This window comes from Balneatrix alpica DSM 16621 (assembly GCF_000619885.1).
GTDB lineage: Bacteria > Pseudomonadota > Gammaproteobacteria > Pseudomonadales > Balneatricaceae > Balneatrix > Balneatrix alpica.
In genome coordinates this window covers 1-15873 of the sequence record NZ_JHUZ01000003.1, presented here as the reverse complement: position 1 = coordinate 15873, position 15873 = coordinate 1, and the positions used below count along the sequence as shown (strand labels likewise).

The window sequence follows — 15873 nt, the reverse complement described above, 5'->3', positions numbered from 1 at the left end:
TCGGTATGCATTCCCACGCAGGAGCGTGGGAACGAGCCCCCCCTAACCAAACACCCCCTGCTAGCTGAGCCAACAGGGGGTGTTTAAGGGCGCTATCCACAGCAGGCTGTGGGGGGGCTGGGTTAGAGCACCTGAGACAGGAACTTCTGCAAGCGTGGGTGGCTGGGGTTGTCGAAGAAGTTGGCGGGGGTGTCTTCCACCAGCAGTTCGCCGTCTTCCATAAAGAGCACCCGGTCTGCCACTTCTTTGGCAAAGCCCATTTCGTGGGTGACCACCACCATGGTCATGCCTTCTTTGGCCAGGCTTTTCATCACGTCCAGTACTTCACCGACCATTTCCGGGTCGAGGGCGGAGGTGGGTTCGTCAAACAGCATGATGGCGGGTTTCATGCACAGGGCGCGGGCAATGGCGACCCGTTGTTGTTGCCCACCGGAGAGCTGGCTGGGGTAGTTGTGCATGCGCTCGGCCAGGCCCACTTTTTTCATCAGGGCTTCGGCGTGCTCACGCACTTCGCTGGCTTGGCGTTTGGAGACTTTGAGCGGGGCGAGCATGACGTTTTCCAGCGCGGTTTTATGCGGGAAGAGGTTGAAGCTCTGAAACACCATGCCAACGTGTTCACGCAGTTTGTTGATGTTGGTGCTTTTGGCGTACATGTCGGTGCCATCGATGTGGATGGTGCCGCTGCTGATGGTTTCCAGTTGGTTGAGGGTACGCAGGAAGGTGGATTTACCGGATCCGGAGGGGCCGATAATCACCACGACTTCGCCGCGTTTGATTTGGGTGCCAACCTTTTTCAAAGCATGGCAGCCATTGGGGTAAATCTTGTCGACGGCTTCGGCAACGATGATGTTGTCTGCGTTGTTAAGTTTCATCGCGGGCTCCTTAATCACTGGCGGCCAGTTTCTTTTCCAGACGCTGGATGGCCCAGCTCAGACCACCGGTCAGCACCAGATAGAGCAGGGCGACGGTGAACCAGACTTCGAAGGGGGCAAAGGTGGCGGAGACCACTTCACGCCCGGCTTTGGTCAGATCGGTAATGGAGATCACCGAGACCAGGGAGGAGTCTTTGATCAGGTTGATAAACTGACCGGCCATCGGTGGCAGGGTGCGCTTGAAGGCCTGGGGCAGGATGACGTACACCATCGCCTGCACGTAGCTCATGCCGAGGGAGCGGGCCGCTTCCATCTGACCGGGGGGAATCGACTGAATACCGGCACGGACAATCTCCGCCACATAGGCCGCGGTAAACACCGCCAGGGCCGCCACACCAGCAGTAAAGCGATCCAGTTCCAGTACGGTGCCGATAAAGAAGTAGAAGATGAAAATCTGCACCAGCAGGGGGGTGCCACGAATAATCTCGATATAGGTGATGGAGAGATTACGGATGGCGGGGTTACGGGCAATACGGCCTAAACCAATAAAGAGGCCGAGGATGACGGCAAAGATCAGGGAGACCACGGAGATCTTCAGGGTCATGATCATGCCTTCGGTGATGGGGCCAATGCGCCAGTCACCTTGGGCGGCGATCACATCGCCTTCAAAAATCAGGTCGCCGGAGGATACTCGCAGTTCCGTGAACTTCTGCACCACAAAGGGCTCATCGCCGGAATCGGCTTCGATGGTCAGTACCTTGCCGTTTTCGCTGACCCGGGCGGTGCCATCGAAGGGTGAACGAATGGAGCTGGGTTCGGTATTGATGATGTAAGGCAGGACGCGTTCCCAGCGCCAGGTGTAGTCGATCCCTTTACTGGCAAGGTAGGTGGCGTAGCCGAACAGAAGCAGGATAACAACAAAAACGCCGTTCCATAGCAGCCGATTGGGGGTTTGCATGGGTATTTAGTCTCCGCAAAAACAATCGACCCCGGTTGCCCGGGGTCGTTTCGTCAGCCCAGCTTATTGTACGCTGGACAGCCACTCGTCGCTTTCGAACCATTTCTGGTAGAAGCGATCGTAGGTTCCATCACCTTTCACCTGACGCAGGAAGTTGTTCAGGAAGTTGAGGAAGTCGGGGTCGCCTTTACGAATGGCCCAGCCCAGGGGCTCATAGGTGAAGGGCTCGGCAACGTGGACCAGTTTGTCTTTGTTCTGGGCGCTGTAGATGGCGTTAAAGGGCAGGTCATAGACGAAGGCATCGGCCTTGCCATTGATTACTTCCAGCGCACCTTCAGACTCGGTTTCAAACAGGCGGATGTTGGCCTGGCCGATCAGTTTCTTGGTGGCGATGTCGCCGGTGGTGCCCAGCTTGGTGACCACGGTGTACTTGGGATCGTTCAGGTCTTTGTAGGATTTGATCTGGCCAGCCAGTTCAGGCTTGAGCAGGATGGATTGACCGACCACGATGTAGGGGTCAGCGAAGTTTACTTTCAGGTTACGCTCGGCGGTGACGGTCATGCCGGACATCAGGATGTCGCACTTGTCGGTCAGCAGCGCGGGGATGATACCGTCCCAGGCGGTGTTGACCGGGGTGAATTTGACGCCCATGGATTTGGCCATGGTTTTGGCCATGTCGATATCAAAACCGACGTATTCACCTTTTTTGTTCTTCATTTCGAAGGGCATGTAACCCGCTTCGAAGCACACCCGCAGTTCACCTGCGCTGATGACTTTGTTCAGGGTAGATTTTTCCCACAGCGCATTGTCATTGGCCATGGCGGCTTGGCTGCACAGGCCAACGGCCAGGCCCAGGGTCATCAGAAGTTTCTTCATGTTGTACCTCTTATTGGTTTAGCACGACACCCATTGTTATTTACAGCCAGGGGTGGTGAGTCACGCCTGGGCTGCCTGTCTTCTACTGGGTGCTGCGAAGCGGACTAAGCCTAATCCGACCTGCAAGTGTTTGCAAATCTTAAGCCAGGTGTCAAAAAACTTACGAATCCTAAGCCTGAGGTTAAAAAAACGGTCGCTTTAAAAGAAAAGACCAGGTTTTGTGCAAGGGTGAACACGTTCAGGCTAGGCAGCGGTTGCACTCGGATGGCGCAGGGGTGTTACCTGAGGGGGCAATTGGGGCAGACGAGTGGGGGGAGGGTTACCTGAGGAAGCACTGGCAGTGGCGGGCACTGCCAGGGAGGCGCTTGGTTAGCCGCTAAGCGGCCTGATGCCTGGCGCTTAGAGGGCGTCGCTGCCGGTTTCACCGGTACGAATACGGATTGCCTGTTCCAGCTGGGTAACAAAAATCTTACCGTCGCCAATTTTGCCCGTGTGGGCAGCTTTGCTGATGGAGTCGATCACTTGGTCGAGCAGGGCATCATCCACGGCGACTTCAATTTTGACCTTGGGCAGGAAGTCCACCACGTACTCTGCACCACGGTACAGCTCGGTGTGGCCCTTTTGACGACCAAAGCCTTTGACTTCGGTGACGGTAATGCCCTGAATGCCGATTTCCGACAGGGATTCGCGGACGTCATCCAGTTTGAAAGGTTTAATTACGGCGGTTACGAGTTTCATCTCAGTCTCCCTTCACAAGCGGTCAGAACCAGTTGGGGTACCAGTATACTCAAAGCGTCCCGCCTTACCATGCAGGATACATGCAGGATAAAAAAAGCGGCGCACGAGGCGCCGCTTGGGTGAAGCCGATCAGGCTTAAACTTATTTGGATTTGAACTCGGGGTAGGCTTCCATCCCGCATTCGTGGATATCCACACCTTCGTACTCTTCTTCTTCGCTGACACGGATACCCATGATGGCCTTGAGTACACCCCACACCAGCAGGGAGGCACCGAAGCTCCAGGCGAAGATGGCGCCGATACCCAGCAGCTGAGCACCCAGGCTGGAGTCAGCGTTAGTCAGGGTGACGGCCAGCAGACCCCAGATACCGCAGACGCCGTGGACAGAGATGGCACCAACGGGGTCGTCGATACGCAGCTTGTCCAGGGTGATGATGGAGAACACCACCAGGATGCCGGCTACAGCGCCGATCAGGGTGGCTTCCAGCGCAGTGGGGGTCAGGGGCTCGGCGGTGATACCGACCAGGCCAGCCAGGGCACCGTTGAGGGCCATGGTCAGGTCAGCCTTTTTGAACCACAGACGAGCGGTGATTAGGGCGGCAATCACACCACCGGCAGCGGCGGCATTGGTGTTCACGAAGATCTGGGAGACGGCATTGGCTTCGCCGACGTCAGACATTTTCAGCTCGGAACCACCGTTAAAGCCGAACCAGCCCAACCACAGGATCAGGGTGCCCAGGGTAGCCAGCGGCAGGTTGGCACCGGGGATGGCGTTGATCTGGCCATTGGCACCGTATTTACCCTTACGTGGGCCAAGCAGCAGCACACCAGCCAGGGCCGCAGCGGCACCCGCCATGTGGACGATACCGGAACCGGCAAAGTCGAGGAAACCGGCTTCATCGAGGAAACCACCACCCCACTTCCAGTAACCTTCAACGGGGTAGATGACGCCAGTCATCACCACGGCGAAAGCCAGGAAGGCCCACAGCTTCATGCGCTCAGCCACGGCACCGGAGACGATAGACATGGCAGTGGCAACGAAGACCACCTGGAAGAAGAAGTCGGAACGGGCAGAGTAGTAGGGGGCATCATCGCCACCGGCCAGCACGCTCTCAACGCTGTTTTCGTCACCGATCAGGCTGCCCAGGGAGGGCAGGATGCCGCCGGCTTCGCTGGAGTACATCAGGCTGTAGCCGCACAGCAGGTACATGGTACAGGCGATGGCATACAGGGCGACGTTTTTGGTCAGAATCTCGGTGGTGTTTTTGGCTCGCACCAAACCGGCTTCCAGCATGGCAAAGCCGGCTGCCATCCACATAACCAGAGCGCCACAGACCAGGAAGTAGAAAGTGTCTAGGGCGTACTTGAGCTGCGTGACGTCCGCAGCGGTGCTTTGAATGAGTTCTTCCACGGGATAACCCTCCTCAGTACGAACTTAGAGCGCGTCTTCGCCGGCTTCGCCGGTGCGGATGCGGATGACTTGTTCCAGGCTGGCGACGAAAATCTTGCCATCGCCAATTTTGCCGGTATGGGCGGCCTTGCTGACTACCTCGATGACTTGATCGACCAGGGTGTCCGCCACGGCGACTTCGATTTTGACTTTGGGCAGGAAGTCCACCACGTACTCGGCGCCGCGATAGAGTTCGGTATGGCCCTTCTGACGGCCAAAACCCTTCACTTCGGTAACGGTGATACCTTGTACGCCGATTTCGGACAGGGCTTCCCGCACATCATCCAGCTTGAATGGCTTAATAATTGCCGTGACCAGTTTCATTGCTGTTCCCCTTGGCTGGTGGGCCTGACGTTGCAGGCAGAAAATAATGTGATCTGCGGTCACTAAAGCAGGGGACGTGCCAGTTTTTGTTTTTTGTTTAAAAACAAAGGTTTAATTGGTTTTTGTGTGGGTTGGGAAGTCGTTGAAGGAGGAAAATGCCCCGCATTGGTGCGTGATCCAAAAGTGTGCAAAAAATATGCACCAAGACGAAACCCAAGGCGGTGTAGCCCTGCCGTGGCGCTGGTTGGGAGCCAGGCAAAATGCAGGTATAGTGTGGCTCTAACCCTGATGAAAGGATCCCTTGCCATGATCAATGCCAAGCTGCTGGAAACCCTGCAACAGCAACTCAGCCAGGGCTTGTCCAGCCTGCCCTTGCCCCATGAGGAAATCCAGAAGCTGGTGCGCCAGGCGTTGCAGCAAACCTTTGCTAAGCTGGAGCTGGTTACCCGTGAGGAATTTGAGGTGCAAACCGAAGTGCTGTCACGCACCCGCGCCCGTCTGGAAGCGCTGGAAATGCGTCTGAATGCCCTGGAGCACGGCAGTGCCGCACCGGATGCCAGTGTTGAACAGCAGGGTGCCATCCAGGTGAATCCTGGCGTAGAAGGCGGTGCTGATAAACTGAACTAATCTGCCAGGCATCAGCCTGTTGCTGATACCTGTTGCTAAGCCCGGAGCCAGGCAGTACCGGCCGATAAAGGTGGATACAATGAGCCTGGCTTTGGTGAACTGCCGTGCCCTGTTGGGAGTGGATGCACCGCCTGTGGTGGTGGAAGTGCACATCGCTCCCGGACTCCCTTCTTTTACCCTGGTAGGCTTGCCGGAAACCGCCGTGCGTGAGGCCCGCGAACGGGTGCGTTCAGCCCTGCTAACCAGTCGTTTCGAATTCCCATTGGGACGGATTACCGTCAACCTGGCCCCGGCTGATTTGCCGAAAAGTGGCGGTCGTTATGACTTGGCCATTGCCCTCGGTATTCTGGCGGCTTCCGGGCAGCTGGCGGCCACGACGTTAGCCGAGTACGAGTGTATTGGTGAGCTGGCACTGGATGGTCAGTTGCGCTCGGTGCCGGGGGCGCTGATGAGTGCCCACGCCTGTCGGGAGCAGGGACGCAGGTTACTCTTGCCCCTGGCGAATGCGCCCCGTGCCGCCTTGGTGGAGGGGGTGGCCTTGTATCCGGCGGACTCATTATTGGCGGTGGTGGCTCATTTGCAGCAGCAGACCTTGTTACCCCGTTATCAGCAGCGCCCTGCTGCACCGGCCTTGCAACACTATGGTGACTTGCAGGAGGTACACGGCCAACCCCAGGCCAAGCGGGCGTTGGAGTTGGCGGCCAGTGGTGGTCATAACCTGTTGTTATTTGGCCCGCCTGGTACGGGCAAAACCCTACTGGCCAGTCGTTTGCCCGGCATTTTGCCCGCTTTGGCAGAAGAGGAGGCGCTGGAAGTGGCGGCGCTGGAATCCTTACTGGGGCAGGATGATTTACCCACCTGGCCGTTGCGGCCCTTCCGTGCCCCTCATCACACCGCGTCAGCGGCGGCCCTGGTGGGGGGCGGTAGTGATCCCAAACCTGGGGATATTTCCCTCGCCCATGCCGGGGTGTTGTTTCTCGATGAGTTGCCGGAGTTTGACCGCAAGGTACTGGAGGTGCTGCGGGAGCCACTGGAATCGGGGCGGGTCAGTGTGTCCCGGGCGCGGGCCAAGGTGACCTTTCCGGCCCGTTTTCAATTGGTGGCGGCGATGAATCCTTGTCCCTGTGGTTATTGGGGGGATGCCAGTGGCCGCTGTCAGTGCAGCCCGGAGCAGGTCAAGCGTTATCGTGGCCGTCTGTCTGGCCCTTTGCTTGATCGGATTGATCTGCACCTGCAGGTGCAGACGCCACGTTGGGCGGATTTGCAGCAAACCACGCCAGAGGGGGAAAGCTCCAGTCAGGTGCGTCAGCGGGTGAGTGCCTGCCGTCAGTTGCAGTTGGCGCGGCAGGGTTGTCTGAATGCGCAATTACAGGGCCAAGCTCTGTTGCAGCAATGTCAGTTGAGTGAGGAGTTGAGCCTGTTGTTACAGCAGGCAGTTGAGCGCCTGGGGCTCTCGGCGCGGGCTTATCATCGGGTCTTGCGGGTTAGCCGCACCCTGGCCGATATGCAGGGCTTGGCTAAGTTGGGTAAGGCTCAGGTGCTGGAGGCGTTGTCTTATCGGCAGTTGGATCGGGGCCAGGTTGGTGGCTAGAGCTGTTCTAGCCAGCCATGTTGGTGTAAACGCTCACGCCAGTCGCCCTGCAGTGGCTCCAGTTGCCAGTAGCCTTGCTCCGGGTCTGGCGGCAGCACCAGCAGAGGGGTGGCGTTATCCACCCGTTGCCCTAAAGGACTACCCAGAGTGAGGCCACGAATCACCCGATAGGTGCCAGAATGGGCCACGATCAACGGCAGATGATGTTGCTCAAGAATCTGGTTAAGGGCGGTGCTGACCCTCTGACTGAAATCCTGCCAACTCTCACCACCGGCTGGGGTCTCCAGACAAGACTCTGGCAGATGGTGGTAGCTCTTACCTTCCAGTTCGCCCCAATTACGCTCACGCAGGGCGGCTAGGCCGCATACCGGCTGTCCTGGCACCGCCAATTGGGCGGTTTGGCGGGCGCGGCTAAGATCGCTGCTGAAAATGGCGCTCCAACGATGATGCTTCAACAAGGGCGCATTGGCACTGGCCTGCTGGCGCCCCCGTTCGTTGAGGGGGGCTTCCAGATGGCCACCAATGATACGTGCAGCATTAAAGGTGGTTTCACCATGGCGCAGGTAAACAAAGGGACGGGGCAGGAGTTCAGTTGGCTGCATTAACGACTCACCCCCCGTGCGGTTAAGTAGGCATCGTAATCCGGAACCTTGTAGTCATAGGCTTGGCGCATCAGTGGTGAGGTGATCAAAAAGTCGGCGCTGGAGCGACTGCAGGCCACCGGAATGTTCCACACCGCTGCTACACGCAGCAGGGCTTTGATGTCTGGGTCATGGGGCATCGGCTCGAATGGGTCCCAGAAGAAGATCAGCATATCGACTTTCTGTTCGGTGACGAGTCCACCAATTTGCTGGTCACCGCCCAACGGGCCGCTGATCAGTTTATTGACGGGGATATTCAGCGCTTTTTCTAAGACCCGGCCAGTGGTGCCGGTGGCATAGAGTTGGTGGCCGTCTAGGGCGCTCAGGTGGGTTTGGCACCAGTGCAGGAGTTCATCCTTGCGATTGTCGTGGGCGATCAGGGCAATACGCTTGCTGGCGGGCATGCGGATGCTTTTTTCCGGGATCATGGTCACTCCTGAACAAGATGGGATCGAAGGCTTGGGCAGGTTTCAGCATGGCCCAGGGGGGCGCTGGAGGCAAGGGCTAAGGTGGACGTCAGCGTCCGGGTAAGGCGCAGGGACGCTAGAGGACGGAAAACTGGCGGAATTCCTGGCTGCTAATCAGGCGGCACAGATCTTCAAAGGTTTGCGGGCGACCAAACAGGAAGCCTTGGGCCTGATCGCAGCGATATTGACGCAGGAACAGCAGCTGCTCGTTTTGCTCTACCCCTTCGGCCACCACTTGCATGCGCAGGTTATGAGCCAGACTGATCATGGCACGGACGATGGTGGCGTTGTCCTGGCTGTTGGTCGATTCCTTGACGAAGGATTTGTCGATCTTCAGGCGAGACAGGGGCAGGCGCTGCAGGTGGGCGAAGGAGGAGTAACCGGTACCGAAGTCATCCAGGGCAAAGCAGGAGCCCGCCGCTGATAATTCTTCGATGCACTGGGCGGTTTGCTGCTCGTTTTTCATCATCGCCGATTCGGTCAGCTCAAATTCGATTGAGCGTGGATCGGCCTGGGTGGTATCGAAGATACGCTTAATGGTGCGAGTCAGCATGGGATCGCTGAACTGGCGGAAGGACAGGTTAATACTCAGCTGAATATGCTGCAGACGCTGTTGTCGTAAATGGTTGGTGTCCAAGCAGGCTTGGTGAATCACCCAGTAGCCCATTGGCACGATTAAGCCGGTACGCTCCGCCATGGGGATAAACTCATTAGGCATCAGTAGCCCGCGAGTGGGGTGTTGCCAGCGAATTAAGCCTTCGGCGGCGACGACCTTCTCTGAGCGCACATCGACCCTTGGCTGATAGTACAGTCGTAGCTCATTACGGCGCAGGGCGCGGCGGAAGTCGGCTTCCAGGCTGAAGGCTTCGGAGGTCTTCGAGTCTAGCCCGGGTTCAAAGATATGGTGGCTGACACCGGGCTGGCGTTTGGCCTCGTGCATGGCAATCCCAGCCTGGCGTACTAAATCGTCCAGGCTATGGGCTGTATCCGGGAAAAAGCTGACCCCGATCGAGCACCCCAGGCTAACCTGACCACTGGGGAGCAAATAGGGCTGGGCAAACAGGCGTTGCAGTTGGTACAGCACTGGCATGGCCTGCTGGCGGCTCTCCAGCTCCGGCAACATGATGGCGAACTGGTCGCCATTCATACGGGCTAACTGCTCTCCGGAAGGCAGGCAGAGCTGTAGCCGCTGCACTGTTTCAGTGACGATCTGATCACCAATATGATGACCTAAAGAGTCGTTGATCTTCTTGAAACCGTCGAGGTTTAACATTAATAGACCCAGACGGCGCTGATGCGCATCCGCCTGATGCAGGCCCTGTTGCAGGCGTTGCATAAAGAGCTGGCGGTTGGCTGCTCCGGTTACCGGGTCATGGTGACTCAATTGATGCAGGATGGAGCGGTGCTGCTGGCGCTCCTGGGCGGTGTAAATTGCCCGTTCAAAGGCATCGATGCTGAGTTGCAGAATAGAAAGATAATCTGCCGCGCCCGCTTGATTGATTAGCTGCCGTCCAACGGAGCTTTTCAGCTGACGTCCGACCACGACCACAGGAACAGGGTGGCCATCGTTGGAGTGGAGTTTCAGTTGATCGAGAGACTGGTTTTGACGCAACGGGTTGTGAAGCAGGATCACATCGATGCTATGCAAGGCAAGCAGCTCCCGGGCGCTGTCTAAATCACAGCACCAACTGAGCTCGTAAGCCCCTTCTGCCCGCATGATCAGTAGCTGAAACAGCTTATGGGCGTTGATGTTAGGGTGTACCAGCAGGATGCGAACAGGACGTTCGGCTAACTGCTGGCCATCAATTGTCATGCACGATGACTCCAGACCACATCTATTAGAATTCTGAAGCAAGATTTAGACGCTGAGGCCAGCCTGCTTTTGACCGGATTTCAACGGCTTATCCAGTTACACTCGGCCTAGCTTAGCCTAAATCTAGGTTCTTATGTCAAATAATTACAAGAAAACACAGCGCCTAGACAGGGGGGCTTTTGCTAAAATGCATCACCCTGAGCAAATTCGGCATGGTTTCGTCTGTGAGTCAGCTTAATCCACGGCAAAAAGAAGCCGTTCTTTACATTAGTGGCCCTTTATTGGTGCTGGCTGGCGCCGGTAGCGGCAAGACCAGTGTGATTACGCGTAAAATTGCGTATCTGATCGAGCAGTGTGGTTACAAGGCGGCGAATATCTTCGCGGTGACCTTTACCAATAAAGCGGCCCGAGAAATGAAAGAGCGGGTTAGTAAACTGGTGAAGGGCAAGGCCGCACGTGGCTTGACCGTTTCGACCTTTCATAACCTGGGGCTGAACATTATCCGCAAAGAGCACAAGGTGCTGGGATACAAGCCGGGTTTCTCTATTTTTGATCAGCAGGATGCTTTAGCGCTGATTAAAGACATTATTGCCCAGCATTTTCAGCAAGAGGTCGACATTGCCGATTATGTGCAGCATCAGATATCTAACTGGAAAAACGACCTGACTCCCCCCGCCTGGGTGATCAGTCATGCCAAGGATAAGGATGAGGAGGCTGCCGGACGTATTTATGCCGAATATAACCGCTTGTTGCATGCCTACAATGCGGTGGATTTTGATGACTTGATTCGGCTACCGACCGAGCTGTTTCAGCAGTATCCAGAGGTGCTAGAGCGCTGGCAGAGCAAGGTGCACTACATGCTGGTGGATGAGTACCAGGACACTAACCTGAGTCAGTATCTGCTGGTAAAGCAGTTGGTAGGCAAGCGCAGTCAATTCACCGTGGTAGGGGACGATGACCAGTCCATCTATGCTTGGCGGGGAGCGCGGCCGGAAAACCTCAGCCAGTTGAAGCAGGATTTTCCCAGCTTGAAACTGGTCAAGTTGGAGCAGAACTACCGTTCTACCGGCCGTATCCTAAAAGCCGCTAACGAACTCATCGCTAACAATCCCCATGAGTTCACCAAACAGCTGTGGAGCGATAAGGGCTTTGGTGAGCCGATCCGTATCCTGATGTGCCGTAATGAGGATCATGAAGCGGAACGGGTGGCCACAGAGATTCTCGATCAAAAACTGCGTAAACGGACAGAGTTTCGTGATTACGCCATCCTCTATCGTGGTAATCATCAAGCCCGTTTGATCGAGACTAAACTCCAGGCGTATCAGATTCCCTACAAACTCAGTGGCGGCACGTCCTTCTTCTCCCGGGCTGAAATTAAGGATGTGATGGCTTACCTGAAGGTGTTGATCAACCCGGATGATGACAATGCCTTCCTACGGATTATCAATGTGCCGCGGCGTGAAATTGGCCCCAGCACCCTGGAAAAACTATCCGCTTATGCTGGTCAGCGTAAGGTGAGTCTGTTTGCAGCCTGTGCAGAGCTTGGCCTGGCGGAGCATCTGCCGGACAAGGCGTTGGAGAAATTACGCCGGTTCCATGCCTGGATGGAGGCGCTGGAGCAGCGCTGTCAGCAGGATGACCCGATTGCGGCGATTCGGCAAATGGTGCTGGATATCGACTTTCCTGGTTGGCTGCAGCAGCATTCTGCCAGCCCGACGGCGGCGGAGCGGCGCATGGAGAACGTCTGGTTTCTGTTGGATTCGTTGCGCTCAACCTATGAAAAACTGCAGGAAGAAGATCCTGAACTGGGCATTCGTGATGCCATTAATCGCCTGATTTTGCTTGATTTGCTTGAGCGGCAAGAGGAAGAGGATGACTCAGACCGGGTGCAGTTAATGACGCTACATGCGGCCAAGGGTTTGGAGTTTCCCCATGTGTTTTTGATCGGCATGGAGGAGGAGTTGCTGCCGCACCGTAACTCGATTGAGGCTGATACTATCGAGGAAGAGCGGCGCTTAGCCTATGTGGGGGTGACCCGAGCGCGGGAAACCCTGACCCTTACCCTGGCCCGTCAGCGCAAACAGTTTGGTGAAAAAATAGACTGTTTGCCGAGCCGTTTCCTTGATGAGTTACCGCAAGAAGATGTGGTGTGGGAAGGGCGTGATCAGGCCAGTGTTGAGGTGCGTCAGGCCAAAGCACGGGAAACCCTGGCCAGCTTAAAGAGCTTGTTGCTGGATTAATGGTGGAGCGCACTCAATCGGTAAAACAAAAAGGCCCGTGATAGGGCCTTTTTGCTAAGGTGGTGGGCAGTTAAGCCGGCTTAGCGGCGGCGATTATCCACCAACGCACGTACATCGGCATCCATCGGCAGGCGGAAGTCTTCCCCCGCCAGAATGCGGTTATCACTGGCGCGCACTAAACGACTACTGACATAGACATGCTGGCGGCCAACGGCATAGGTACCAACTAGCACCGCTTGTGCCTGATGGGTTTGGCTCAGATGCTGCAGTTCCCGCGAGAGCATAAATTCGCCGCCATTTTGTTGGATAAAAAGGCTATCACGCATTTTTAGCTCGACAACGGGCAAGCCTTGACGGGTTAAGCCAGAAGCCATCTGCTCGGCCAAAATCCGTCCCAGGGTAGAGGACTCTTCCAGTTTGTCCACATTGACAAAACTGGCGACCAGTACCGTTTGGCCGGGATTAGGCTGGCTGGCAAGCTGTTTCACCAGGGCGTCTGTAGCCGCATAGGCGGTGGCGACCAGATCAGTGGTCGCAGCTTGCTGGGGTTTGACCTCATTGCTCTGACAGCCGGTCAGCAGTAAGGCAGCAGAGGCAAGGCCGATCAGGGCGAGTTTTCTCATTTGTCCACCACCTGAATCAGTTTGCCAGGATTAAGTGCTTGGGCAGTGTAATGGTCCTCACCGCCGGCATTGATGTAATAGAGGTTGGAATCTGACATTAGCAGACGGTTGCCGTAATTCATGCTGGTGGTGATCAGCACTTCACGGTCTTCGGCACTCGTGCTGCGTCCTACTGCCCAGTCGGCAGCCAAGCCTGCCAAGGGCAGTGCGGCATAGCCGTGGGTCCAGCCATTCTTAATGGCATTACGTGCCACCACTAGACCCGCCCCGAGCGCGGTCAGGTTGCCTGGAGCAGGACGGGGACGGTCAATGCCCTGATGCTTGATTAGCAACACATCGTACTTCACCTCGGCCACGCCGGCGGCAGGCTCCAGGGCGACAAGTGCGCCTTGGCGTAATAGCTGCTCGGTCAGTAAGCGTTGGAAGGCCTGATTAAAGGTAGTCTGCCCTGGTGCGGAAACGTACAGAGACAGGCTCTTATCCGGCAAGGCATCGACCAAGCGCGTGGCCATATCGCTGGCGAGCAACTCCCAGTGGTGGGCCGTCTGCATTTTTTGTTGGGTGGTATAGGGATAGGTTGCTGCTGCTGGAGTGGCAGATTTCAAATCCAGCTGGGGGTTATTACCGATGGATTGGCAACCCGCCAGGAGTAATGCAGCTGCGCTCAGGGTAAGAGGAGCAAGCCAGGGTCGCATCATGTGGCCATCCTTATCTGTGCCGTGGCAAGGGGATGCAGGTCCTATCCCTGTAAGTACAGGCTAGGGAAGACCCTTTCCGTAACAAAAGTGCTAATGAGGATAAAACAAAATCACCCACCTTGCACACTTTGCCAATGGGCTTACTTGGCGGGAGGTCGGCGCTCATCCCGCAGACGGCGTTCCAGGTCACGCCAGGGGCCGATGCGGTCAGCACTATTACTGACCTTTTGGGCGGAGTTTTTCTTATTTATCCACAACCCCGAGCCGTTAAAACTGTATACGGGCAACAGGTCATTACGGGTATTGGCGGGGCGAATATCCGGGATCAGGTTATCCAACACCAGGGGTACCGCATTGGCAGAAGGGTAATACAGCAGCACCATGTGTGCCTGATTGAGCTTTAAGGCTTTAACGTACATCAGGCGCATTTTGCTTTCAGGGATGCCAAGTTCCAGCAGGGTCAGGTATTTGGCGATGGAGTAGTCTTCACAGTCGCCGGCATTGCGGGACAGAAATTCCAATGGTGTGGCCCAGTAGTCCTGCTGTCCCCATACGGTAATGTCATCAAGAAAGCGGTTTTGGTTAAAAAAGTTATTAACCCGTTTGAGCTTTTCCTGGTCACTGGCTTGCTTGAGGTTAGGGTCGACCATCAGGTTTTCCCAGCTTTCTACCCGCTTGCGGGCCGGGAGACCAAACTGGCTCTCTAAGCGTTGCAGGATGCTTTCGGCAAAGCCCTGATATTCCGCCAGCAACCATCCGCTGGGGAATAACAAGCACAGGCTGAGACTGAGCAGAGTGCGCTTGAGCATGAGGGCCTCGTGTTAATAGAGGTGGATCATGCCACCTCTAGGGTCGATCGGCAGTGTAATGCAGATAAGTATAGGGTGTCTGCAGGCTGCGCAACCTTAGGCAAAGTGTGAGCGCCCCAGCGGCTAGATCAGCGGCGCTCTTCCCCTGTCTTTATAGACGCATTTCAATGCCGCGTTCCTGCATGTAGTGCTTGGCTTCGGCAATGCTGTATTCATTGAAGTGGAAGATGGAGGCGGCAAGAACGGCATCAGCCTTACCTTGCAGGACACCATCTACCAGATGATCCAGATTACCGACGCCACCTGAGGCGATCACCGGCACGGGCACCGCTTCACTCACCGCACGGGTGACCCCCAGATCAAAACCATTTTTGGTGCCATCGGCATCCATGCTGGTGAGCAGGATTTCGCCAGCGCCATAAGCCACCATTTTCTTTGCCCACTCAATGACATCCAGGCCGGTGGCGCGGCGGCCGCCATGGGTGAAAACTTCCCAACGCTCAGGCTCACCAGGCTGGCTGACTTTCTTCGAGTCAATGGCGACGACGATGCACTGGGCACCGAAGCGTTCGGAGGCCTCGCGGACAAACTCGGGGTTGTGCACGGCGGCGGTATTGATCGAGACCTTATCGGCACCGGCATTGAGCATGCGGCGAATATCCTCACAGCTGCGGATGCCACCGCCAACGGTGAGGGGGATAAACACCTGGCCGGCAATGGCTTCTACCACATGCACCATGGTGTCACGGTCTTCATGGCTGGCAGTAATATCGAGGAAGGTGATCTCATCGGCACCCTGCTCGTTATAGCGTTTAGCGACCTCGACCGGGTCACCTGCATCACGGATATCCACAAATTGGACGCCTTTGACAACCCGACCGTTATCCACATCCAGGCAGGGAATGATGCGCTTTGCCAATGCCATTGCCGTTTACTCCAGCTAGAAATCGATGGCTCATTGTAACAGCCTTGTGCAGGCGCGGCAGCCGTAGAAACGGCCAGCGCCTGAGCAAAAAGGATTGGTGGGGCTGCGGTTGTCAGGCAGGCTTACTGGCTTCGGCTTCGGCTTCGGCTTCGGCTTCGGCTTCGGCTTCGGCTTCGGCTTCGGCTTCGGCTTCGGCTTCGGCTTCGGCTTCGGCTTCGGCTT

At 56.3% G+C, this 15873-nt stretch carries 16 protein-coding genes; 3 read left to right on the top strand and 13 right to left on the bottom strand.

The window, feature by feature from the left end; all coding sequences use genetic code 11:
- Positions 1-122: 122 nt before the first annotated feature.
- The 6 genes from Q334_RS0100405 to glnK (Q334_RS0100380) all read right to left on the bottom strand — a co-directional run bounded on the left by Q334_RS0100405 (position 123) and on the right by glnK (Q334_RS0100380) (position 5217).
- Positions 123-872: an amino acid ABC transporter ATP-binding protein gene (locus Q334_RS0100405; protein ID WP_035460446.1), complete on the bottom strand. Its 750-nt coding sequence runs from the start codon at positions 870-872 to the stop codon at positions 123-125.
- Between the two features lie 10 nt (positions 873-882).
- Positions 883-1830, bottom strand: coding sequence for an amino acid ABC transporter permease (locus Q334_RS0100400; RefSeq protein WP_027311475.1), 948 nt, complete (start codon positions 1828-1830; stop codon positions 883-885).
- Between the two features lie 63 nt (positions 1831-1893).
- The gene (locus tag Q334_RS0100395) at positions 1894-2706 is read right to left on the bottom strand and encodes a transporter substrate-binding domain-containing protein (RefSeq protein WP_027311474.1); all 813 of its coding nucleotides are present in this window, start codon (positions 2704-2706) and stop codon (positions 1894-1896) included.
- Between the two features lie 399 nt (positions 2707-3105).
- The gene (gene glnK / locus Q334_RS0100390) at positions 3106-3444 is read right to left on the bottom strand and encodes a P-II family nitrogen regulator (RefSeq protein ID WP_027311473.1); all 339 of its coding nucleotides are present in this window, start codon (positions 3442-3444) and stop codon (positions 3106-3108) included.
- Between the two features lie 141 nt (positions 3445-3585).
- A complete protein-coding gene (locus Q334_RS0100385; RefSeq protein ID WP_211249467.1) occupies positions 3586-4854 on the bottom strand; it encodes an ammonium transporter in 1269 nt (422 codons plus the stop codon).
- 24 nt (positions 4855-4878) lie between these two features.
- Complete coding sequence (gene glnK, locus Q334_RS0100380; RefSeq protein ID WP_027311471.1) at positions 4879-5217, bottom strand: P-II family nitrogen regulator; 339 nt, start codon at positions 5215-5217, stop codon at positions 4879-4881.
- Between the two features lie 306 nt (positions 5218-5523).
- Here glnK (Q334_RS0100380) and Q334_RS17460 point away from each other — a divergent pair, with 306 nt between their 5' ends.
- Both Q334_RS17460 and Q334_RS0100370 read left to right on the top strand, forming a co-directional pair.
- The gene (locus tag Q334_RS17460; protein ID WP_081414283.1) at positions 5524-5844 is read left to right on the top strand and encodes an accessory factor UbiK family protein; all 321 of its coding nucleotides are present in this window, start codon (positions 5524-5526) and stop codon (positions 5842-5844) included.
- A gap of 79 nt (positions 5845-5923) precedes the next feature.
- The gene (locus tag Q334_RS0100370; protein WP_027311470.1) at positions 5924-7435 is read left to right on the top strand and encodes a YifB family Mg chelatase-like AAA ATPase; all 1512 of its coding nucleotides are present in this window, start codon (positions 5924-5926) and stop codon (positions 7433-7435) included.
- On the opposite strand, the gene Q334_RS19745 is transcribed toward Q334_RS0100370, so the two are convergent.
- The 3 genes from Q334_RS19745 to Q334_RS0100355 form a co-directional block, all read right to left on the bottom strand.
- The gene (locus Q334_RS19745; RefSeq protein WP_051527404.1) at positions 7432-8037 is read right to left on the bottom strand and encodes a histidine phosphatase family protein; all 606 of its coding nucleotides are present in this window, start codon (positions 8035-8037) and stop codon (positions 7432-7434) included. The genes Q334_RS0100370 and Q334_RS19745 overlap by 4 nt on opposite strands.
- The gene (locus Q334_RS0100360) at positions 8037-8504 is read right to left on the bottom strand and encodes a methylglyoxal synthase (protein WP_035460452.1); all 468 of its coding nucleotides are present in this window, start codon (positions 8502-8504) and stop codon (positions 8037-8039) included. Before Q334_RS0100360 ends, Q334_RS19745 begins: the two co-directional genes overlap by 1 nt.
- A 115-nt stretch (positions 8505-8619) precedes the next feature.
- On the bottom strand, positions 8620-10356 hold the full coding sequence (locus Q334_RS0100355) for a putative bifunctional diguanylate cyclase/phosphodiesterase (RefSeq protein ID WP_051527403.1): 1737 nt from the start codon (positions 10354-10356) through the stop codon (positions 8620-8622).
- A 212-nt stretch (positions 10357-10568) separates the two neighbouring features.
- Between Q334_RS0100355 and rep the strand changes: the two genes are divergently transcribed.
- Positions 10569-12596, top strand: coding sequence for a DNA helicase Rep (rep, locus tag Q334_RS0100350; RefSeq protein ID WP_245593640.1), 2028 nt, complete (start codon positions 10569-10571; stop codon positions 12594-12596).
- An 80-nt stretch (positions 12597-12676) separates the two neighbouring features.
- Here rep and Q334_RS0100345 read toward each other — a convergent pair whose 3' ends face one another.
- From Q334_RS0100345 to hisF, 4 genes are all read right to left on the bottom strand, one after another.
- Entirely contained in the window at positions 12677-13219 is a 543-nt protein-coding gene (locus Q334_RS0100345; RefSeq protein WP_035460450.1) for a FlgO family outer membrane protein, read from the bottom strand.
- Complete coding sequence (locus tag Q334_RS17450; RefSeq protein WP_051527402.1) at positions 13216-13917, bottom strand: hypothetical protein; 702 nt, start codon at positions 13915-13917, stop codon at positions 13216-13218. Before Q334_RS17450 ends, Q334_RS0100345 begins: the two co-directional genes overlap by 4 nt.
- Before the next feature lie 140 nt (positions 13918-14057).
- Entirely contained in the window at positions 14058-14726 is a 669-nt protein-coding gene (locus Q334_RS0100335; protein WP_027311465.1) for a transglutaminase-like cysteine peptidase, read from the bottom strand.
- Positions 14727-14877: 151 nt separating this feature from the next.
- Complete coding sequence (hisF, locus tag Q334_RS0100330) at positions 14878-15651, bottom strand: imidazole glycerol phosphate synthase subunit HisF (protein ID WP_027311464.1); 774 nt, start codon at positions 15649-15651, stop codon at positions 14878-14880.
- Positions 15652-15873 lie beyond the last annotated feature (222 nt).